Raw genomic sequence first — 20,801 nt, 5'->3', positions numbered from 1 at the left:
TTCCAAATTGACTGCATATTGACTGTATAGTGCAGTCAATCAAACTTGTCATCCCGCGGCAGTTCGGTGAATCCGAGAGTGATGTTTTTCGAACGCGGTGCGCCTTTCGGCATTTCATCAGGCCTCTATACTGAAAGGCCAGATTGATAACGCCGGGAGAAGACGTTTGGAGTTCAAATCGATTGCCACTGCCATCCTGGCGCTCAGCGCGTTCTCAACGGCACATGCGGGCGGACCCGATGGGCTGCCAATCGGTGAAGCGATCAAGGATGTTCCGCTGTTCGATGCGCATGTCCATTACAAGGAACCGGCATGGCAAAGGTTTCCGGTCGACACCATCATCGAACTGATGGACGAAAACGGGGTCGCCATGGCTTTAGTGTCGTCCACTCCGGATGACGGCACGATCATGCTCTGGGAATATGCCCCCAATCGCATCGTCCCGGAGCTTCGGCCCTACCACGGCGCGGCCGGGTCTTCCAATTGGACCAAGACGGAGGGGATGGACGCCTACCTGGAGGCGCGTCTTGAAACCTATCCGCATGAGGGCATAGGTGAATTTCACATCCACCGTCTGGACACATCTGATGAACCGCTCTTCCGCAAGATCATCAAGATGGCGAAGGACCGGGATATCTACTTGCACGTCCACTCCGGCGCGGAGCCGATCCGCTGGCTCTATGCACTGGACCCGGATGTGAAGATCATCTGGGCGCATGCCGGCCTCTCCACGCCGGCATCAGAGGTCTACGCGCTGATGGAGGAATTTCCGGATCTTCTCGCCGACACCTCTTTGAGGGAATGGGAAATTGCCGGACCGGGCGACAAGCTCAGCCCCGAGTGGGTGGAGATCATTCTCGATTTCCAGGACCGGCTGATGATCGGCAGTGACACCTGGGTGAACAGCCAGTGGGAGAACTATTCGGCGATCATGGACATGAACCGCCTGTGGCTCTCCCAGTTCCCGCGCGAGATCGCCGAAAAACTCGCCTACAAAAACGCCGAACGGGCTTTCGGACGCGAGATTTCCATGAAGCAAATCGGGACGCGGTGAGGGGGCAGTCGTGCTGCGCCTAAAGCGCGTCTGTCAGGTATTGCGACTGATCGAGCGGACCCGGAACGGCATGGGTCCTCGGGTCAAGCCCGAGGATGACGCCTGAGGTGATGGAAGGGGTGGTCTTATCAAAAGTGGCCGGGATGGGTTTTAGGCGTTTTGTGTAGAGAAGCCGTATTATTTCGTCATTGCTGGACTTGATCCGGCAATCCATGCCGTTGCTTCCAGCCAATAAACCGGACAATAGAAAGACGAAAACGGATCCAGATCAGTGGCGTTAGCGTGATGCGGCTGCCCGGGACGGAATACTCAGAAAGTCTTACTGTTGTTTTTCGGCTTTTGCGATCTTGATCAAGCGGCGGGCGAGGTTGAGATGCGCACTGAGTATGTCGCTCTCTTCCTCAGGTTTGTCACGCCAAGTTCCGTCTTTCCAGAACTTCATCAGGACTTTTGTTATTTCGAGGAGATCGTAACCGTTATTCCGGAAATGGCTCTCTTGTATGGTGACGGGCATTGCCTCCCAGGCAGCGCGCGCTTCGTTTTCCAGCCGAGCATCTTCAACATCCCCCAATGATTGTCCATCGTCTGACCAAAAATAAGCAAGCTGCATCGCCGGAGCAATTTTGTTGGTCCAGATGTAATGCTCACCTATGTTTTCAACGTATCCATGTTCAGCAAGCAGTCTTAACATCGGCCTACACCGAGCAGGCGGAACGAATGGGTCGCGACTGACGGAGAGCTGATCATTGCCGCCAAAACCGTCTATAGCCACATATGCTGACAACGTATTCGTCATGAACCGCGACGGATCACCTTCGAGGTCTTCAAGGATTTTTTTCCGAATAACATCCGGAGCATCCACCCTAAAATACGGTGGCCTGATGTACTTGTTTGGAGCGGACATTTGGAGGTCGCGGAATGCTTCGTAACTCAATTCATTGTACGGGCTTTTGATACCGTAGCCCGCAACTCCGCAGGGCATCGCAACCAACGGTAAAATCTCCGCTGTAACTGTGTTCAAAGTAGTCAGGCAAGGCGTATTGCGACAGATCGCCATGCGCCAAGACGTTTTTCAATGATTGTGCAATCTCGACAGCAAGTTCAGCTAGAAGTTGTTTTGAATTGGAAGGCATAGCGTTCGATCCATTCTCGCTGAACAAAACAGGCGGCCTTTACGCCGAAAAATATATAGAAATTTACGGCCAAATCAGCGGTTTGGTGCCATCGTCCGCATCGCCGGTGGCGACTTTGGTGCCGCCTTTGATCTTGGCTTTTCCGGACGCGACGAGCTGCAGGGCTTTCGGGTAGATCTTGTGTTCCACGTCCAATACCCGAGCCGCGAGGCTGTCAGGCGTATCCTGATCGAGAACCGGCACAGCGCCTTGTGTGATGATCGGTCCGTCATCCATTTCAGCAGAGACAAAATGCACGGTGGCGCCGTGCAGTTTGACGCCTTCTTCAAGCGCCCGCTCGTGGGTGGCGAGGCCCTTGAAAGACGGCAGCAAGGCCGGGTGAATGTTGATCATCCGGCCCGCCCAGGCGTTGACAAGGTAAGGTGAGAGGATCCGCATGAAGCCGGCCAGAGCGACAAGATCGATCCTGGCGGCTTTGAGGACGTCATCGACGGAGCGCTCAAAGGCTTGCCTGTCACCGCCGAATTCCGTGTGGTCGACAACTGCTGTGGCAATCCCGAACTCTTGGGCCCGCTCAAGCCCCTTGGCGTCTGGCCGGTTAGAAATGACCAGCGAGATCTCTGCCGGAAAAGCCGGATCCATGGCCGCGGAAATCAAGGCGCCCATGTTTGAGCCGCGGCCGGATATCAAAATGGCGGTCTTTTTGCGGCTCATGATGGCAGGCCCCCGGTTTCGGATTATGGCTTTCGGATCAGTGTTGGCGAGTTAGAGCTTGAGTGCGCCGTCAAACAAGACGGGGCTGCTGCCAGCCGTTTCAATCCGGCCGATTTCGACAACGGTTTCACCGGCTGCTTGCAGCGCGTCCGAGACCGCTGCGGCTTCATCGCTTGCAACCACGACAACCATACCGATGCCGCAGTTGAAGGTGCGCAGCATTTCAGCTTCCGCAACTCCGCCCTTTTCGGCGAGCCAGGAGAAAACCGGCGGAACGGATATCTTGGAGAGGTCAATGCGCGCAGAAGACCCTTTTGGCAGAACACGCGGCAGGTTCTCCGGCAGGCCCCCGCCGGTGATGTGCGCGAGCGCCTTGATGCCGCTGGTTTCCTTCAAGGCGGCAAGCAGCGGTTTGACGTAGATCTTTGTCGGAACCATCAGCGCTTCGCCAAGGGTCTGGCCCTCTGCGAAGGGCGCCGCGGCTGACCATTCAAGCCCGGTGAGCTCTACGATCTTGCGCACCATCGAATAACCGTTGGAATGGACGCCGGAGGATGTGAGACCAAGCAGCACATCGCCGTCACCAACATCCTTGCGCGGCAGGATTTCGCCGCGCTCCACGGCGCCGACGGAAAAGCCCGCAAGGTCATAGTCGCCTGCAGCGTACATGCCCGGCATTTCCGCCGTTTCACCGCCAATCAGGGCAGCGCCCGACAATTTGCAGCCATCGGCAATACCAGCGACCACATCAGTGGCCGTGTCGACATCCAGCGCGCCAGTTGCAAAATAGTCGAGGAAAAACAGAGGCTCAGCGCCCTGAACGATCAGATCATTGACGCACATGGCAACAAGATCGATCCCGACGGTGCGGTGCTGGCCCGTTTCAATCGCGATCTTCAGCTTGGTTCCAACGCCGTCATTGGCGGCCACCAGAACCGGATCGGCAAACCCGGCGCCCTTAAGATCGAAGAGACCGCCAAAACCGCCAATATCACTGTCTGCACCGGGACGGGATGTTGCCTTGACCAGCGGCTTGATCCGATCGACCAGGGCATTGCCAGCGTCGATGTCGACCCCGGCATCGGCATAGGTCAAACCGTTGGAACCGGAAGAAGACGATTGGCTCATGAGGCGCTCCAAAGCTGGCTGCGGTTGGCTTTGCCTGCTGCGCTTACAGCCTGGGGCTTCAGAAAACAAGAGCCGGGCGGGTGAAGTCACCGGCAAATGGCGGGCTCTTGACCTCTCTACCCCTGGCATCCTAACTGCACACAACGAGAGAGTGCCGGGCACAGGATTGCTTACCGTGCGATCGGCGGGCCGTATTCGGAACAAGGAAACCGACACATGACATTGCGCCGTCAGATCCAGTTCTGGCTGATTTCCCTGTTCGTTTTCTGCGCGTTTCTCTATGTGTTTTCAGGGGTCTTGCTGCCGTTTGTGGCCGGCGCTGCCGTTGCTTACCTGCTCGATCCCGTGTGTGACCGGCTGGAAAAGCTCGGCATGGGGCGTCTTTGGGCAACCTTCACCATTCTGCTGGCGTTCGTCTTCTTGCTCATTCTGTTTTTTATCTTGCTGCTGCCGGTTCTTGGAAACCAGCTGGCATCGTTTCTTGAGCGCTTTCCGGAGCTGGTGCGCCAGCTTCAGGGGCTGGTGAACGAGCAAATGGGTCAGCGTCTTGCCGAAGCTGCCGGGATCAATCTTGCAGATCTTCAAGCAAGTATGGCCGAAATGGTGGGGCAGGGCGCGGCATTTGTCGGCAAACTGGCGCAGTCTGTCTGGAGCGGCGGGCAAGCGCTTCTTTCGATCTTATCTCTGTTCGTTATCACGCCCGTCGTAGCGTTCTACCTGCTGCTCGACTGGGATCACATGATCGCAAAGATCGACGGCTGGCTGCCACGCGATCATCTTGAGGAAATTCGCGGTCTTGCCCGCGAGATGGATGGCGCTGTTGCCGGGTTCGTTCGAGGTCAACTGTCTGTCTGTCTTTTGCTTGGCGCGTTTTATGCCATCGCGCTCGCCGTTGCCGGGCTGAATTTCGGTCTTTTGATCGGAATGGGCGCAGGCCTCGTCAGCTTTATCCCGTTTGTCGGTGCGGGACTGGGTTTCATTGTCTCCATGGGGGTCGGGGTCGTGCAATTCTGGCCGGAATGGCCCATGATCCTGGTCATCGGTGCAATTTTTGCCGTCGGTCAGTTTCTTGAAGGGAATATCCTCCAGCCGAAACTCGTTGGAAACAGCACTGGTCTTCATCCGGTGACGCTCATGTTCGCGCTGTTTGCCTTTGGATATCTCTTTGGATTCGTGGGGATGTTGATTGCTGTTCCGGCAGCGGCCATGATTGGCGTGCTTGCACGATTTGCGCTGAAGCAGTACCTAGCGAGCCCGGTTTACACCGGGAGCCGCCGATTGAGTAAAATCGGGCCTGAGGACACCGCCTCCCATGAGGGAGCCAACGAGTAGACGAGTAAAGATGGCGGAAACACCGCGCCAATTGCCCCTGGATTTGCCGCATGATGCTGCCCTTGGCCGTGAAGACTACCTTGTGGGCAAATCCAACCAGGCTGCGTTTGAGCTCCTGGAGCGCTGGCCGGATTGGCCGTCGCCCGTCATTATCCTCGCAGGTCCGGTCGGTTCGGGAAAAACACACCTGGTCGAGGCCTTCCGTGATGAAACCGGTGCGGAAGTTATCCAGGCGCGGGATTTGACCGAGGTTAGCGTCTCCGCGCTTGTCTCAGCACCTGCCTGTGTCGTTGAAGATGCGCATCGCGGCGTCAACAACACGGCCCTGTTTCATTTGCTGAACGCGGCGCGTCAGGCGGGCAAGACGGTTTTGATCACCAGCCGTACATGGCCGGCGTCCTGGAAGATATCCTTGCCGGATCTGATGTCACGGTTGCGCGCGGCAACACCGGTCGAAGTGCTTGAGCCGGATGACGATCTGCTGCGGCGGGTTCTGGTCAAGCTGTTTGCGGACCGGCAGATCGCCGTTGATATCGGTGTTGTGGATTACTTGGTCGTGCGCATGGAACGGTCGCTGGAGGTTGCTCTGAGGGCCGTGGACGCTATCGACCGGGAAGCCCTTGCCGGCCGGGTGAAGATCACCAAGCCGCTCGCGGGCCGCGTTCTTGAAACTGTCACAGGCTCCGATTAAAGGCCACACAGCCTAGGCCATTGAGCTTTCAGATGTTATGACCAGAAGCGACCCGGCAACATGCTGAGTTGAGCTAATGCTTCGCACCGGAGGAACCCTTATGACCGAGACTGTTGACGCACCTGACACTGCATCCTCAGTGCAAAAGGTGCCCAACCACCCGGACATCAAGGCGGCGCGGGATACGGCTGAGCATCTACCGACATCGACAGCCCGGTTCATGAACCGCGAATTGTCCTGGTTGCAGTTTAACCTCCGGGTCTTGGAAGAAGCCATGAACCGCAACCATCCGCTTTTGGAGCGGGTCCGGTTCCTGTCGATTTCAGCCAACAACCTGGATGAGTTTTTCATGGTGCGCGTCGCCGGTCTGCGGGGCCAGCAACGGGCCGAAGTGACTCATCTTTCCGACGACGGGCTGACGCCGACAGAGCAGCTGGAGAAGATCAGCGAAGCGGTTCATCAGTTGCAGGCAACCCAACAGCAGATCTGGGGTGAGTTGCGCGGTGAGATCGCTGAAAGAGGCATCGAGATTCTTCATGGCGACCTCTTGGATGCCAACGAAAAACAATGGCTGGAAGACCATTTTCTGTCCTACATTTTCCCGGTATTGACACCACTTGCCATTGATCCTGCTCACCCGTTCCCCTTTATTCCGAACCTCGGGTTTTCAATCGTCTTTGAGCTGGCGCCGACCGGTGGCGGGCGCAGCATGATCGCGCTGCTGCGCATTCCAAGTCAGGTCGCCCGCTTTGTTCAAATGCCCAAGACCAGTGACGGGGCTGAGCGGTTTATTGCGATCGAGAAGGTCGTCTCGCTGTTCATCGACCGTTTGTTCCCGGGGTACGAAATCCGCGGCAAAGGCGCCTTCCGGGTCATCCGCGACAGTGATCTGGAAATCGAGGAGGAAGCGGAAGATCTGGTGCGCTTGTTTGAAAGCGCCCTGAAACGCCGCCGGCGCGGGTCGGTAATCCGTCTGGAAATTCAGGAAACGACACCGCCCGCCTTGCAGGAGTTCGTGGCAGATGCCCTGGATGTGGACGGGGAGGAGATCTTCCTCGCCAAGGGGCTGTTGGCGCTGAACAACTTGTCCCAAATTGTGGATCTGGAGCGGCCGGATCTGAAATTTGAGCCCTACACGGCCCGTTTTCCGGAACGCATTCGGGAGCACGGCGGTGATTGCCTCGCAGCAATTCATCAGAAGGACATCATCGTCCATCATCCGTATGAGTCTTTTGACGTCGTCGTCCAGTATCTGCGCCAAGCTGCCAGAGATCCGGATGTGGTAGCGATCAAGCAGACGCTCTACCGGACATCCAACAATTCGCCGATCGTGAAGGCGCTGGCGGAGGCGGCCGAGGCCGGAAAGTCGGTCACCGCTCTGGTCGAGCTGAAGGCACGGTTTGACGAAGAGGCCAACATCAAATGGGCGCGGGATTTGGAACGTGCCGGTGTCCAGGTTGTCTTCGGATTTATCGAGCTGAAAACCCATTCGAAGCTCTCCATGGTAATCCGGCGGGAGCATGGGCAGCTGAAGACGTACTGCCACATCGGGACCGGCAACTATCATCCGATCACGGCGCGGATATACGAGGATCTGTCTTTCTTTACCGATGATCCGGGCGTTGCCGAGGATGCCGCGCGGGTCTTCAACTACATCACCGGTTATGCAGAGCCGGCAGAGCTCAATCACCTGGCTGTGTCTCCGGTCAATCTGCGCAGCCGTATGATCGAGTTGACCGAAGCGGAAATCGAACATGCCCGTGCGGGCCGTCCGGCACAGATCTGGATGAAGATGAACAGCCTGGTCGATCCGGAAATCATCGACACGCTCTACAAGGCGAGCCAGGCGGGTGTTCAGGTCGATCTGGTCATCCGTGGCATTTGCTGCCTCCGGCCGGGGATTGCCGGATTGTCCGACAACATACGGGTGAAATCCATTGTTGGCCGCTTCCTGGAGCACTCAAGGATTTTCTGTTTTGGCAACGGTCATGGCCTGCCGTCCCCGGAAGCGCATGTCTATATCGGCTCCGCCGACCTCATGCCGCGCAACATCGACCGCCGAGTGGAAGTGTTGGTGCCGCTGACGACACCGACAGTGCATGAGCAGGTCCTTGATCAGATTATGGTGGCCAATTTGAAGGACAATCAGCAAAGCTGGCGGATCCTTTCAAACGGCAGTCACGAGCGGATTGAACCTGGCGCCACTGACGAGCCGTTCAATGCCCATCGCTATTTCATGACCAACCCGTCTTTGTCCGGCCGCGGAAAGTCACTGAAAAGCGACCGCCCGAAGCCTTTCGTTAAGCGAAAAAAGAGAAGATGAACTGGCCGTTTCGCTGAGCGATCAGATGCGCGGCGGAAACTGTAATTCTGGAATTGACCCTGTGATCCGATGACGTTAAGTGCAGGCACATTCAAGATCGGTGGTCAGGAAAACTGCCCGCCGACAGGCCGCAAGGGCAAGGATTGACCTTTGATGTCTTCCCAACATCATCCGGCGCGTGGCCGGCTTAACGGCACCGGCCCTATTGCTGTGGTCGACATCGGATCCAACTCTGTTCGTCTTGTGATCTATGAGCGCAAGGCGCGCACGCCGACGATGCTTTTCAATGAAAAGATGCTGGCAGGTCTTGGGCGCGGCGTTGCGGCGACGGGGCAACTGGCGGACGGATCTGTAAAGGCCGCACTTGGCGAGTTGGTGCGCTTTCGTGCGCTCATTCGTCATACAGGCTGTCAGGACATCTATATTGTAGCAACAGCTGCAACCCGCGATGCGGAGAACGGGCCGGATTTTGTCCGCGAGGTCGAGGCGATCCTCGGTTCACCGGTGCGCATATTGGACGGCAACGAAGAGGCTTATTTTTCGGCCCTTGGCGTTACGGCAGGGTTCTGGCAGCCGCGGGGACTTGTCGGAGATATGGGCGGGGGGAGTCTAGAACTCGTCGAAGTCGATGACAAAGGCCCGGGCCTTGGCATGACATTCCCACTCGGTGGTCTGCGCCTTGCGGAAATGGCCGAGGGCAGCATCGAAAAGGCCTCTGAGATTGCAGAGGAAACACTGAAGGATTTCCATTGGCCGGATTTGCCGCCGGGCGAGCGGACGTTCTATGCGGTCGGTGGAACGTGGCGGTCTTTGGGCCGTCTTCATCTGATGCAGAAAAACTATCCGCTGCACGTGATGCACAACTATCAAATCAACGCAGATGAAGCGATTGAGTTCTGTCGAAAGATCGCGGTTCCGGATTTGGAAGACGTGGAACTTGCCGAAGTTGTTTCCAAGCAGCGCCGTCCGCTCGTTCCAATCGGTGCCGTTGTTCTGGAACGTGTCCTTACGGCCATGAAGGCGGAACGGCTGGTGTTTTCTGCAACCGGCGTTCGTGAAGGACTTCTGCATTCCAAACTGTCACCGGAAATGCAGGCGCAGGATCCGGTTATTGAGGCCGCCCGAGAGCTCTGTGTGTTGCGGGCGCGATCACCACAATTCGCCGAGGAATTGATTGCGTGGTCCGACGCCTTGTTCCAAATGCTTTCGATCGAAGAGACCGCCAACGAAACCCGGCTGCGGCATGCGGCATGTCTCTTATCTGATATTGGCTGGCGGGCTCATCCCGACTATCGCGGGGAGCAGAGCCTCAACATCATTTCCAACGCTTCGTTCGTAGGTCTTGATCACGCAAGCCGGGCCTATCTGTCCGCCGCTGTCTTCTACCGCCATGAGGGGCTCAGGGAAGGCGCTCTGTCGACCGTTATACGGGAGCTGTTCACCGACCGGCTTCGGATCCGCGCCAAGGTTCTTGGGGCGACTTTGCGTGTTGCTTCACTCTTGAGTGCCTCCATGGGCGGCATGCTGCCGAAAGTCGGTATCAGCAAGGAAGGCGAGGAGCTTGTGCTAGATCTTGGCACTGAGTTGGCTGATCTCGATGGAGAACGCCTGCGCAAGCGTGTTGGTCAGCTGTCCAAGGTCATTGACGCGCCGGTGAGTGTGCGCGTGAGCGCATAGTTGTTCACTTCGGCTTTCGATTGGTCTGCGGGTCTCAAATAAAAAAAGGTGCCTGAAACGGCACCTTTTATCAGATCTCTATATTGAGCCTGCAGTTACTCTGCCGCTTGTGTGGCCTGCTGAGGTGTTTGCTCCAGAACAGTGATCTGCCGGTTCTGGAATGCCAAGGCCACTTCGCCGCGCTTGAGCTTGAGCGCCGTTTCTCCAAACAGCTCCCGCCGCCAGCCTTTCATCGCCGCGACATCCGCGTTGTCATCAGCCGCGATCTTCTCCAGATCGTCGACAGTGGCAATCACCTTGGCCGCAACGCCATGGGCTTCGCTGACGAGCTTCAAAAGAACCTTCAGCAAATCGACGGCCGCGGCAGATCCATCCGGCGCTTGCCGGCCTTTCGGCAATTTCGGGAGCTCGGACTTTGGGATCTCCAGTGCCCGGCGGACCGCTTTCAGGATTTCGTCTGCATTTCGGGATCGCTCAAAGCCACGCGGGATTGTTCGTAGGCGGCCAAGCGCTTCCGCCGTCACCGGCTGTTGCGCGGCCAGCTCATAGATTGCGTCGTCCTTGATCACGCGGCTGCGGGGGACATCCCGGTTTTGTGCCTCGGTTTCGCGCCAGGCGGCGACTTCCATCATGACAGCCAGCTCAACCGGCTTGCGCACGCGAAGCTTCAAGCGTTTCCAGGCTTGGTCTGGATCCGTGCGGTAGGTCGCTACCGACGTCAGGACTGTCATTTCGTCCTGCACCCAATGGGTCCGGTTCTGTTCGGCTAGATTTGCTTTCAGGAACTGATAGGCATCGCGCAGATGGGTGACGTCGGCGAGGGCGTAATCAAGCTGCTTGGCGGTCAGCGGCCGGCGGGCCCAATCGGTAAACCGGGACGACTTGTCGATCCGTGCACCCGTGACCTTGTAGACAAGTTGGTCGTAGGAGATGGAATCCCCAAATCCGCAGACCATGGCCGCGACTTGCGTATCGAACAGCGGGGCCGGGATCAGGCCGCCCAAATGGTAGATGATTTCGATATCCTGCCGGGCAGCGTGAAACACCTTTGTCACACTGTCGTCGCGCATCAGGTCGAAAAAGGGATCTAGATCAAGGCCTTCAGCCAGAGCGTCAACGATAAAGGCCATGTCGGTTCCGGCCATCTGGATAACGCAGAGCTTCGGCCAAAATGTCGTTTCGCGGAGAAATTCCGTGTCGACGGTGACATAGTCGTTGGTGGCAAGACGCTGACAGGCAGCGGCGAGGTCTTCAGTTTTTGTAATCACTTCCATGGTGATCGAAAGCTATACCCGAGTTCTGCCAGCTTGTCGCCACGAAATGGTGCCGATTGGCGATGTAGATCTTGAAAAGGCGCAATATGTGCGCCTAGTGTGGGCGCAAGCAGATAAGACGTTTGAATGGGGAGCGGGAATGCGCAAGATCTTGGTGGTCAATTCCAAAGGCGGATGCGGCAAAACAACAATCGCAACCAATCTGGCGGTCGCTTTGGCGGTGCGCGGTGAGGACGTTGCGTTGGCCGATGCGGACCGGCAAAAATCGAGCCTTTCCTGGATCAAGCGCCGGCCGAGCAAGTTTGCCACAATTGACGGGCTGAACTGGACAAAGGAAAGCAGCATCGGTGACAAGACCAAGGGGTTGGACGCGATTGTTATTGACGGCCCGGGTGGTCTGCGTTCCGAACTCGCAAAGACATTGATCGCCGAAGCTTCCGACATTCTGGTTCCCGTTCTGGCCTCCGCGTTTGACTGGAATGCGACCTTGAAATTTCTCGACGGTATTTCGGAAATCAAACGCGTGCGGAAGGGCAAAGCGGATATTCACGTGGTGGCCAACCGGATCAATCGCAGATCTGCCCAAGTCGCTAAACTGGAACAGACTTTGGCCCAGAAGGGATATCCAGTTCTCTGCCGCATTTCCGACCGGGTTGCCTATGCAAAGCATGCGGCAGCCGGAACCGGGATTTTTGATTTTTCGGATGCGCAGTCCCATGAGGTGCGCGGCCAATGGCATCCTTTGTTGCAGGCAGTTGATACCTGAGGGCAGACAGAAGAACTGCGCAAACGATCGCCGATGAGCGCAGCTTAACTCATCGGTCCGGCCAATTCGGATGGAGGCCGTCGATAACGAAATCATGCCCGTGCCGGGTGCCATGGGCATTGACCAGATGCGGGTGATCGGGCGGCAGGTCCGGGTGATCGTGGATGAGGTATCTCGGATCGTCTTTCGGCCAGAGCCAGGCTGCAGCAAGGGCAGCGGGTGCTGCCACCAGCGCAAGGGCGGTCAAGGTTTGCGGTATCGAGGCGGTACTGCCGAGCCAGCCCGCCAGCGGATAGGTGATCAGCCAGCCCGCATGGGACAGCGCGAATTGTGCGGCAAAGACAAGCGGCCGGTCTTCAGCGTGCGCGGAATTCCGCAACAGGCGGCCAGAAGGGACCAGCACGGCCGACATACCGGCACCCGTGATCGCCCAGGAGACAAGCAGCGCGGGCCAGGTCGCCTGTTCAGGCAGGTTTGAATAAAGCGCTGCAAATACAAGAAGCAGTATTGGCAGCATCGCGCCACCGGAGAGCATCACGGAACGCTCCGGAAACCGTTTCAAGAGCTTGGGGACCAGAAACGCGGCAGCCATGGAACCGCCGCCATAGGCCGCCATGGAAAGAGCGAGATCGGTATCACTGAGGCCGAGTTCGGATTTGACTAGAACAACGCCGTTGACAATCACCATGGCGCCGGAGGCCGCGACCGTGAGATTGAGCGCCATGAGCGCGCGCAAGCGCGGGGTCTTGAGATAAATTTCCACCCCATTTTTGATGCGTTCTAACGGGGAAACGCTTTGTGCCGCCTTCATCGCTGGCAGCACGGTGCTGAACACAAGGGCAGCCGATATCAGGAAGCCTGCAGAGGTCCAGGTGAAGAGCCAATGAAAACCGATCGCACTAACAAGAAGCGCAGCGGCCATCGGGCTCAGAAGGTTTTCAAGATCATAGGCGAGGCGGGAGAGTGACAGGGCGTTTGTGTAGTCGTCATCGTCGGTCAGGATATCCGGAATGGTCGCCTGAAACGTCGGTGTGAAGGCGGCGGATGCCGACTGGAGCAGGGCGATCAAAACATAGATCTGCCAGACCGCGTCAACAAACGGCAGAGCCAGAGCGACCGATGCTCTGACCAGATCCAGGAAGATCAGAAACCCGCGTCTTGGAAACCGGGCTGCAAATCCGGCTGCGACCGGGCTCAAGGTCACATAGACGATCATCTTGATGGCGAGTGCAGTGCCGAGCACAACGCCAGCATCCGCGCCCGCAAGGTCGTAGGCAAGCAGAGCCAGCGCGACGGTCATCAGACCCGTGCCGAACAGCGCTACCACCTGAGCAAAGTACAGGAGGCGGTATGTTCGGTTTGAAAGAACGGAAAGCAATTGCGGAAGCTCCGGGGCCAGAATCTAGACCCGTTCTATAGGGTGTCGCACTTAATTGAATACAGGATGCTTCAGGTTTCGCATACGAGGCAAAGCCGACTGGCAGCGAAACCTATATCCACATAAGCGCGATTTGCTTTAGCAATCGCGTTTCATCGGTAAAAGAGGGGCAGCATTCTCCAGAGCTGTTTTATCCCGCTCCCAAGGGCTACGGCGCGCCAATTCAGCATGGTCTTGTGCAAAAAGAATAGGACGGCCACATGGGCCGCCCTAAGGATGCTTTGTCAGGCGTTATCCGGCGTTTTCGACGATGATCGCTATGCCTTGACCGCCGCCGATACACATGGTGGCAGCCCCGAGAGAACCACCAGTCCGCTTCAGCTCGTAAATGAGCTTGGTCATGATGATAGCGCCCGTTGCGCCAATCGGGTGGCCGAGCGCAATCGCACCGCCATTCGGGTTGACTTTTTCGCCCGGCAATCCGAGCAGATCGTTGACAGCGCAGGCCTGGGCGGCGAAAGCCTCGTTGGATTCCACCACATCCAGATCGGCCGCTGTGATGCCAGCGCGTTTCATCGCGATCTGCATGGCCGGGACCGGACCAATGCCCATGACGGCCGGATCAACACCGGCAACGCCATAAGCGCGGATTTTCACCAGCGGCGTGGCACCCAGTTCAGCGGCTTTTTCAGATGTCATGAGGGTAATCGCGGCTGCCCCGTCATTGAGCCCGGAGGCATTGCCGGCGGTGACCAGACCATCCTTCTTGAAGACCGGACGCAGTTTGGCAATGTCCTCAATCTTGGCATCGTGGCGGACATGTTCGTCCGTATCAAAAACGGTCTCCTTGCCGCGGCGGCCAACGGTCAGAGGGATGACCTGATCTTTGAAATGACCATTCCTGATCGCTTCGCTGGCACGGCGATGGCTTTCCAGCGCGAACGCGTCCTGACGTTCGCGGGAAATGTTATTCTGCTCCGCAACGTTTTCTGCCGTCACGCCCATATGTCCAATGCCAAATGGATCGTGCAGGGCGCCGGTCATCATGTCATGTGCGGTGGTGTCGCCCATCTTCTGGCCCCAACGGGCGGCAGGCATCAGATATCCGGATCGGCTCATGCTTTCCGCGCCGCCTGCGAGGGTAACATCGCCGTCGCCCATGGAGATGGCCTGGACCGAGGAGACAATTGCCTGAAGCCCGGATCCGCACAGACGGTTCATGGTCAGCGCGGGCGCATGGTCCGGCACACCGGCCTGACGGGAGGCAACACGCGAGATGTACATATCACGCGGCTCAGTATGGATGACATTGCCAAAGAAGGCCTGTTCGACCTGATCGGCCTGGATGCCGGCGCGCTCAATCGCAGCCTTTGCAGCCACAGTGCCGAGGTCAATCGGTGCCATATCCTTCAGGGAACCGCCGAAGCTGCCAACAGCCGTCCGCGCAGCACTTGTGATGACAATGTCTTTCATCTGAGTATCTCCAAATCTGACGTTGCATCTTTTTGGCAGTCCGCTGTTGCTACCGCAAGCGTCAACGTCATCAGGTACACCTTTCAGGGTAAGTCTGAGGCCGGTTTCCGTATTCGCAACCAAATCGGCTTAAGCTTGGCCAACTTGAATACCGGATTGCGTTTACGGGATCTGCAAAAACGTGTTGACCGGAGTGCCGGTCAAATTACGCTGCGGGAGAAAGTTCTGCGGTTGGTCAAAGAGACCCGAGGCATTCGGGTGAGGGGTGACAGAGATGCTTGGCGTGGTGTTCACCGAATTCATGGAGATGGTCGAAGACGAGTTCTCCTTTGATGTTGCCGACGAGATCATGGAAATTTCCGGGGTCGGTGTCGAAACCGGGTTCACAGCGGTCCAGGAATACTCCCACACCGACATGGTCAAACTGGTCGCAGCCTTGCACAAGGTTACGGGAATGGAGATCGACTCACTGATCACTGCGTTCGGCCAGCATCTTTTTCAGCGATTCACGGTGACCCATTCTCAGTTTTTCAGCGGGTCAACATGCAGTCTCGACTTTCTGGAGAACATTGAAGGCTACATTCATGTAGAGGTGAAAAAGCTTTACCCGAATGCTGAGCTTCCAACCTTCCGCTGCATCCGGCATGCACCTGACAAGTTGGAAATGAATTACAAATCGAAGCGGCCTTTCGGAGATCTCGCTCATGGGCTCATACGTGGATGTGGCGCGCATTTTAAGGACGATCTGGAGATCGAACGCACAGATCAAAACGGCCCGCACGAAGTACAGTTCATGATCAGCCGGGAGAGGCCGGTGTGAGCGATCATCCCGACGCGATAAAATGGAAACGGCGCTTTGAACGCGAACGCATGGCGCGCAAGGAAGCTGAGCGGCTCCTGGAAGACAAGAGCAGTGAGCTTTATGAGATCAATCAGAAACTGATCTCCACGCTCGGCGATTTGGAAGCGCAGGTTGAAGAACGCACTGCAGCGCTCAAAACAGCAATGTCGGATGCTGTGAAGGCAAATGAAGCCAAGTCCCAGTTCCTCGCAAACATCAGCCACGAGATCCGGACACCGATGAACGGCGTCATTGGCATGGCAATCTTGCTGCTCGACACTTCTTTGTCAGACAATCAACGGCATTACGCGACCACGATCCGGGAATCCAGCGATGCACTGCTGACGATCATCAACGACATTCTGGATCTCTCGAAACTCGAAGCCGGACGGCTGGAACTCTCTGACGAGGCGTTTCAGTTGGCGGACGTGATTGATGGCGTCCTGGAGATCCTGGCTCCGGCGGCAATTTCCAGATCGTTGGATCTTGTCAGTTTTTTGCCCATGGAGCTTCAAACCTGTGTGGTTGGCGATGCTGGCCGCCTGCGCCAAATCCTGCTCAATCTCGCTGGGAACGCTCTGAAGTTTACAGAAAAAGGCACCGTTGCCGTTCGGGTCTCAAAGGCGAAGTCTTCTGGCAAGATTCGGTTTGAGATTGAAGATACAGGGATTGGCATTCCGCAGGACCAGCTTTCAACACTTTTCGATAAGTTTGTTCAGGTCGATCCAAGTTCCTCCCGCCAACATGGCGGCACAGGCCTTGGCCTCGCGATTACCCGCCAATTGATCAGTCTGATGGGTGGACGGATTGGCGTGCAAAGCGAAGAGCGGGAGGGCAGTCTCTTCTGGTTCGAACTGCCACTGCTCAAAGACGACCAACAGCTCGGACAGAATGCCGAAACGACATCCTATGCAATGGCATCGAAAACAGTGCTGTGTCTGGTTGGAGAGCCTCTTGCAAGAACGACGCTCGTAGCGCTGGTTGATGATCTGGGTCACACGGTTGTCAGCGCATCAACCTCTGCCGATGCATTGCAGAAACTCTCTGCACATCGGACAGACACTATTCTGATCAGCGCAGTCTCAGAGGATCAAGCGTATGATTTCTTAAAACAGGCACGTATGGTGTCAGGTTACAGCAATGTGCAGGTCATTCTGGCGTCAAACCTTGTGTTCGACGCGGCGGATTTGGAACCAGCGGTTGCGCAAAACACGATTGTTCTTCCAAAGCCTTTGACCCGCGGCGCAATCCAGAACACGCTTCTTGGAAACTCGTTGCCGATATTTCACCGGGTGCAAGACACGAAACCCGAATTTGCGGATCAAGCCTCCGAAGCTCGCCACGGGTCTCTTCCGCGCCTGCTTGTTGTTGAAGACATCGTGACAAACCAGCTGGTTATCACTGGGTTTCTTCAGAAACTCGGATATGAGGCAGATATCGCGGACAACGGGCAGGAAGCGATCGATCGTGTGCAGTCGGCCGACTACGGCATGATCTTCATGGATATGCAGATGCCGGTTATGGACGGCCTCGAGGCAACGCGCCGAATTCGTCAACTGCCAGGTCCGGCCGGCCGTGTGCCCATTTTCGCGATGACCGCAAATGCCATGCAGCAGGATATGGACCTTTGCCTCCAAAGCGGCATGAATGGTTTTCTCACAAAACCGATTAGTCTGGACAAGCTGAAAACTGTCCTTCAAACAGAACTTGCGTCGTGACAGATCGCTATAGCGGCGACATTCCGCAATAAGCCATGGCAGAGACAGTTATTCCGCACTTCGTAAAAGCCTGCCAAATACCCAGTAACTGCAAGGATTTCAACATGCTGAGCGGTGTTTGCATCGGGACAAACGACATGGCGAAAGCGGCAGAGTTTTACGACGCTGTGTTTGCAACGATCGGTATGACGCCTGAATTTCAGGGCGAACATGAAAGAGGCTATGCGGAAACAGACGGACGGGTAACCGTGTTCATTGTAACACCTTACAACAACAAGCCTGCGACGTTTGGAAACGGCACCCAGTTTATCTTTCATGCTGCTGACAAGGACGGAGTGCACGCGTTTCATTCCGCGGCACTTAACAATGGTGGGACGGATGAAGGGGCGCCTGGCCCACGCGATTATCATCCGGATTATTATGGCGCTTATGTCCGGGATCCAGACGGCAATAAGCTCCACATCTCCATCAGCCTGACCGACACATAGGCAGTCGTAGTCCCAGGATGCCGTGATGGATCAGCCTCTTGGCAAGGGTGGTTTGCTCGGTGGTACGATCTCGACGGTAGATCCGCTTGCCGGTGGTGTGGCGATGAGCTCAACCGCTTGCACGGGCTTTGCGCTGGGCACGGGAACAAACTCGGGCTGGGGCACGAACCATGTCTGGAAGCTGTAGGTCGGGGCGGAAACAGGATCCTTGAGATAGCTCGGCGCTCCGGGGAGGCCCATCGGATAGCGCCGGTTTTGTCCGGCCTCATAGGCCGCGGTTTCATTGCTGCAAAGCCGCATGCGCATATCCTCGGGCCGTGTCTCTACAGCGTTGGAAAGTTCGGCGAGGGCTTGAGCATTTGCGGTGAGGTATCCGGCGAAGGCGTCGTCGAACAATTTGGCGGTACGTTCGGATCGTTCCCGGCCTGTTGTCGCGCCAAGAACAACCGCCAGCAAGCGTTTGCCATCCCGCTCTGCAATCGCCACGATGTTGCGGCCTGCAGAACAGACAAAGCCGGTCTTGAGGCCCAGCGTTCCGGGGTAGCGAGTGATCAGTTCGTTGTAAGAGATCAGTTCCTTGTCATCGATGGTGACAGCAGAGGTTCGAAACATCTCCTGGTATTGCGGATGCTTTTGAAAAAGGTGGCCGCCGAGAACCGCAAGATCGCGCGCGGATACGGTTTGTTTGCGATCGAAAAGGCCATTCGGGTTGGTGAAATGGGTTGCGGTCATCCCCAGACGGTTCGCTTCCAAGTTCATGAGGTCGACAAACGCATCCTCCGTTCCTGCAACGGTTTCCGCAAGCGCGACGGCCACTTCATTCGCTGATCCGACCAATACCGCATAGAGCGCATCTTCCAGCGTCATCGCACTACCGACCTTCAATCCGGCATATGCAGCGGACTGGTCCATCGCGTTGTGGGATAGGATGACCGGCGTTGAGAGATCAACGTCCCCGCGCTCAAGGGCCTGGAACGCAATGAGCGCGGTCATCAGCTTCGCTGTCGACGCCGGATACCAGGGATCTCCAGCCGCTTCGGCATGCAAGACAGCGCCGGTGTCGAGATCCACGACAAGGGACGGCGTCGTGAGTGTCTGATGTTCCTTTGCAACACCTGCACCGATACCGCCAATTGCTCCTGACAGGAGGCCAACTAAGAGGGTCGTGATGGCGGCAAAGCGAAGCATTGAGGGCCTTCTCGTCATTCCGTATCGCGGCTCAAGTGATCGGTGTGGTGAGTATCGTGCGCGCAATCGTCCGTTACAAAAACAATACGACCTGTTTAAGTCGTTTAAAGGTGTTCGCTAAAATTTGCCTCACCCCAATTGTCTGGGAAAACGAGATCTTTCAAACCGGAATAATCCGGATCGGTCGCAAGTTTTGTCTGAACTTAAAAAAGATACTGGGTTGCGACCGGAAGATGTCGATCAGAAGCCAAATGGCATTGTGACCGTTGCCGCTGTCTCTCTGCGGTTTTCTCCCTGGGAAAGCCAGGGCCATAAAAGTCGGTTATCGGCAGGACCGGGCCAGGGTTGGATACATCGGCGTGTCCGATGACCCTCATCTGCCACGACACTACCTCGGGGGCTGAGTTTCAAGTCGGAGAGAACCAACAGACTGGGGATGCTTGTAAGACTGCTGAATGCGTTTGATCTTGGACAAACATGCTGAACCGGTGGAGCAACAAGGTCTGTTCGCAACAAGGAGATGAGCCTTTGCGGTTGACCCCGCTGTATATCCACACCGCAGAGTCATTTGACGTGATTGTGCTTGGAACAACTTGAGCGGATAGAATATCTAATTGATTTAAAGAGTTAGCCCATCACTGCAAGCCGCAGTCAGCGGCGGTTATCCCAAATTGTGAGAAGATGGCTAGATTTATGGGTGACCTGACGCCCGGAATGCAATAGGAGGCTTCCGCAACGGGAGGTCAGAAATAGCTCTGCAGATACTGCAGGCCACTGGGTAGAGAGCGGTAATGCATTCGCTATACGGAAATTCCAAGCGTCTAATTGCTATTGTCTTTTTGGCGATGGGCTTGAAACTGGCGGGCCCTGTGGCGGCAGCTTATGCCGAAACGGATCTTCATTTGATCTACCTGCCGCACCGGCTGACGGAAACCAGCAACAAGCAGTATGACCGCCTGTTGGACGAGATTTTCGCCGGCACCGAGCTAACTGTTGCCCGCGAAGCGTCCCCTATGAAACGCGCGTTGACACTGTTCTTGTCCGACCGTGACAGCTGCCTCTTTCCGATCAGCGTCAAAGCACTTCACGCAGTCGCCGAGCCGGACGCAATTGTGTCTTCAGAACTGATCGACATCGTTTCCCTGCGGCTTTACACACCGACCGGAGATACGGAGAAAGCCTTCACATCTGTAGATGACTTTGACCCAAGACGGGTCGGCTACATCGCGGGGTCAGGGACTGTGCAAGGTCTCGGCCCCAAGCATAAACTCTTCGTTCCTATTCCATCGGAAGAACAGCTTATCCGGATGCTGGAACTCGGGCGTCTTGATGCGTTCCTGGGTCATCACCCGGACACAGCTTTGGCTCTAGAAGACCTGAACCGACCGGGTTTGTTGCGGGTTAGTCCCATCACGGTTAGCAATGTGCGTTTTCCAATCTCTTTTGTCTGCCACGACACGGCGGACGGGAGGCACTTCATCGAAGAGGTGAACGCGCGGATCCGGCAGTTCCACCAAGATGGAGACATTCGCCGGGTGCTTGGTCCACATGCCAATCTCCCGACTGATGCTGAAGATGCCATTGGCGCCCAAGTCTCTCAATGAGGATGACGTTTTGTCGGTC

Annotated in this window: 18 protein-coding genes; 10 read left to right on the top strand and 8 right to left on the bottom strand. The window is 56.5% G+C overall.

What is annotated here, in order from left to right; translation table 11 throughout:
• Positions 1-166: 166 nt before the first annotated feature.
• Positions 167-1,054 (top strand): amidohydrolase family protein, encoded by an 888-nt coding sequence (locus tag AC0J4F_RS19150; protein WP_473024359.1) that lies wholly within the window; start codon positions 167-169, stop codon positions 1,052-1,054.
• Positions 1,055-1,073: 19 nt separating this feature from the next.
• Here the strand turns inward: AC0J4F_RS19150 and AC0J4F_RS19145 are convergent, their stop codons facing one another.
• The 4 genes from AC0J4F_RS19145 to purM form a co-directional block, all read right to left on the bottom strand.
• Positions 1,074-1,268, bottom strand: coding sequence for a hypothetical protein (locus AC0J4F_RS19145; protein WP_133950273.1), 195 nt, complete (start codon positions 1,266-1,268; stop codon positions 1,074-1,076).
• Between the two features lie 105 nt (positions 1,269-1,373).
• On the bottom strand, positions 1,374-2,045 hold the full coding sequence (locus tag AC0J4F_RS19140; RefSeq protein ID WP_473024358.1) for a hypothetical protein: 672 nt from the start codon (positions 2,043-2,045) through the stop codon (positions 1,374-1,376).
• Positions 2,046-2,250: 205 nt separating this feature from the next.
• A complete protein-coding gene (gene purN / locus AC0J4F_RS19135; RefSeq protein ID WP_473024357.1) occupies positions 2,251-2,901 on the bottom strand; it encodes a phosphoribosylglycinamide formyltransferase in 651 nt (216 codons plus the stop codon).
• Positions 2,902-2,952: 51 nt separating this feature from the next.
• Positions 2,953-4,029: a phosphoribosylformylglycinamidine cyclo-ligase gene (purM, locus tag AC0J4F_RS19130; RefSeq protein ID WP_473024356.1), complete on the bottom strand. Its 1,077-nt coding sequence runs from the start codon at positions 4,027-4,029 to the stop codon at positions 2,953-2,955.
• 216 nt (positions 4,030-4,245) lie between these two features.
• Between purM and AC0J4F_RS19125 the strand changes: the two genes are divergently transcribed.
• From AC0J4F_RS19125 to AC0J4F_RS19110, 4 genes are all read left to right on the top strand, one after another.
• Positions 4,246-5,361, top strand: a complete 1,116-nt coding sequence (locus tag AC0J4F_RS19125; RefSeq protein WP_473024355.1) for an AI-2E family transporter — start codon at positions 4,246-4,248, stop codon at positions 5,359-5,361.
• Positions 5,362-5,371: 10 nt separating this feature from the next.
• The gene (locus AC0J4F_RS19120) at positions 5,372-6,052 is read left to right on the top strand and encodes a P-loop NTPase family protein (RefSeq protein WP_473024354.1); all 681 of its coding nucleotides are present in this window, start codon (positions 5,372-5,374) and stop codon (positions 6,050-6,052) included.
• 100 nt (positions 6,053-6,152) lie between these two features.
• Positions 6,153-8,375, top strand: coding sequence for an RNA degradosome polyphosphate kinase (locus AC0J4F_RS19115; protein WP_133950261.1), 2,223 nt, complete (start codon positions 6,153-6,155; stop codon positions 8,373-8,375).
• Between the two features lie 153 nt (positions 8,376-8,528).
• Positions 8,529-10,052: a Ppx/GppA phosphatase family protein gene (locus AC0J4F_RS19110; protein ID WP_473024353.1), complete on the top strand. Its 1,524-nt coding sequence runs from the start codon at positions 8,529-8,531 to the stop codon at positions 10,050-10,052.
• Between the two features lie 95 nt (positions 10,053-10,147).
• On the opposite strand, the gene rnd is transcribed toward AC0J4F_RS19110, so the two are convergent.
• On the bottom strand, positions 10,148-11,326 hold the full coding sequence (gene rnd, locus AC0J4F_RS19105) for a ribonuclease D (protein ID WP_133950257.1): 1,179 nt from the start codon (positions 11,324-11,326) through the stop codon (positions 10,148-10,150).
• A 139-nt stretch (positions 11,327-11,465) separates the two neighbouring features.
• Between rnd and AC0J4F_RS19100 the strand changes: the two genes are divergently transcribed.
• Positions 11,466-12,092 carry a nucleotide-binding protein gene (locus tag AC0J4F_RS19100; RefSeq protein ID WP_473024352.1) on the top strand — a complete coding sequence of 209 codons (627 nt, stop codon included), beginning with the start codon at positions 11,466-11,468 and terminating at the stop codon, positions 12,090-12,092.
• A 49-nt stretch (positions 12,093-12,141) separates the two neighbouring features.
• Here the strand turns inward: AC0J4F_RS19100 and AC0J4F_RS19095 are convergent, their stop codons facing one another.
• Positions 12,142-13,470, bottom strand: a complete 1,329-nt coding sequence (locus tag AC0J4F_RS19095; RefSeq protein ID WP_473024351.1) for an MFS transporter — start codon at positions 13,468-13,470, stop codon at positions 12,142-12,144.
• Positions 13,471-13,761: 291 nt separating this feature from the next.
• The gene (gene bktB / locus AC0J4F_RS19090; protein WP_133950251.1) at positions 13,762-14,943 is read right to left on the bottom strand and encodes a beta-ketothiolase BktB; all 1,182 of its coding nucleotides are present in this window, start codon (positions 14,941-14,943) and stop codon (positions 13,762-13,764) included.
• A gap of 274 nt (positions 14,944-15,217) precedes the next feature.
• Between bktB and AC0J4F_RS19085 the strand changes: the two genes are divergently transcribed.
• From AC0J4F_RS19085 to AC0J4F_RS19075, 3 genes are all read left to right on the top strand, one after another.
• Entirely contained in the window at positions 15,218-15,763 is a 546-nt protein-coding gene (locus AC0J4F_RS19085) for a heme NO-binding domain-containing protein (protein ID WP_473024350.1), read from the top strand.
• Positions 15,760-17,502 (top strand): ATP-binding protein, encoded by a 1,743-nt coding sequence (locus AC0J4F_RS19080; protein ID WP_133950247.1) that lies wholly within the window; start codon positions 15,760-15,762, stop codon positions 17,500-17,502. The genes AC0J4F_RS19085 and AC0J4F_RS19080 overlap by 4 nt, the downstream gene beginning before the upstream one ends.
• 104 nt (positions 17,503-17,606) lie before the next feature.
• Positions 17,607-17,990: a VOC family protein gene (locus AC0J4F_RS19075; RefSeq protein ID WP_133950245.1), complete on the top strand. Its 384-nt coding sequence runs from the start codon at positions 17,607-17,609 to the stop codon at positions 17,988-17,990.
• 30 nt (positions 17,991-18,020) lie between these two features.
• Here AC0J4F_RS19075 and AC0J4F_RS19070 read toward each other — a convergent pair whose 3' ends face one another.
• On the bottom strand, positions 18,021-19,178 hold the full coding sequence (locus AC0J4F_RS19070) for a D-alanyl-D-alanine carboxypeptidase family protein (RefSeq protein WP_209002439.1): 1,158 nt from the start codon (positions 19,176-19,178) through the stop codon (positions 18,021-18,023).
• A 791-nt stretch (positions 19,179-19,969) separates the two neighbouring features.
• On the opposite strand from AC0J4F_RS19070, the gene AC0J4F_RS19065 reads away from it, so the two are divergent.
• Entirely contained in the window at positions 19,970-20,782 is an 813-nt protein-coding gene (locus AC0J4F_RS19065; RefSeq protein WP_133950243.1) for a type 2 periplasmic-binding domain-containing protein, read from the top strand.
• The last annotated feature ends 19 nt before the right edge of the window (positions 20,783-20,801 follow it).

It is taken from the genome of Roseibium sp. R5 (assembly GCF_055755305.1).
The sequence above is the reverse complement of the archived record's forward strand: the minus strand, read 5'-3'. Positions and strand labels throughout refer to the sequence as shown.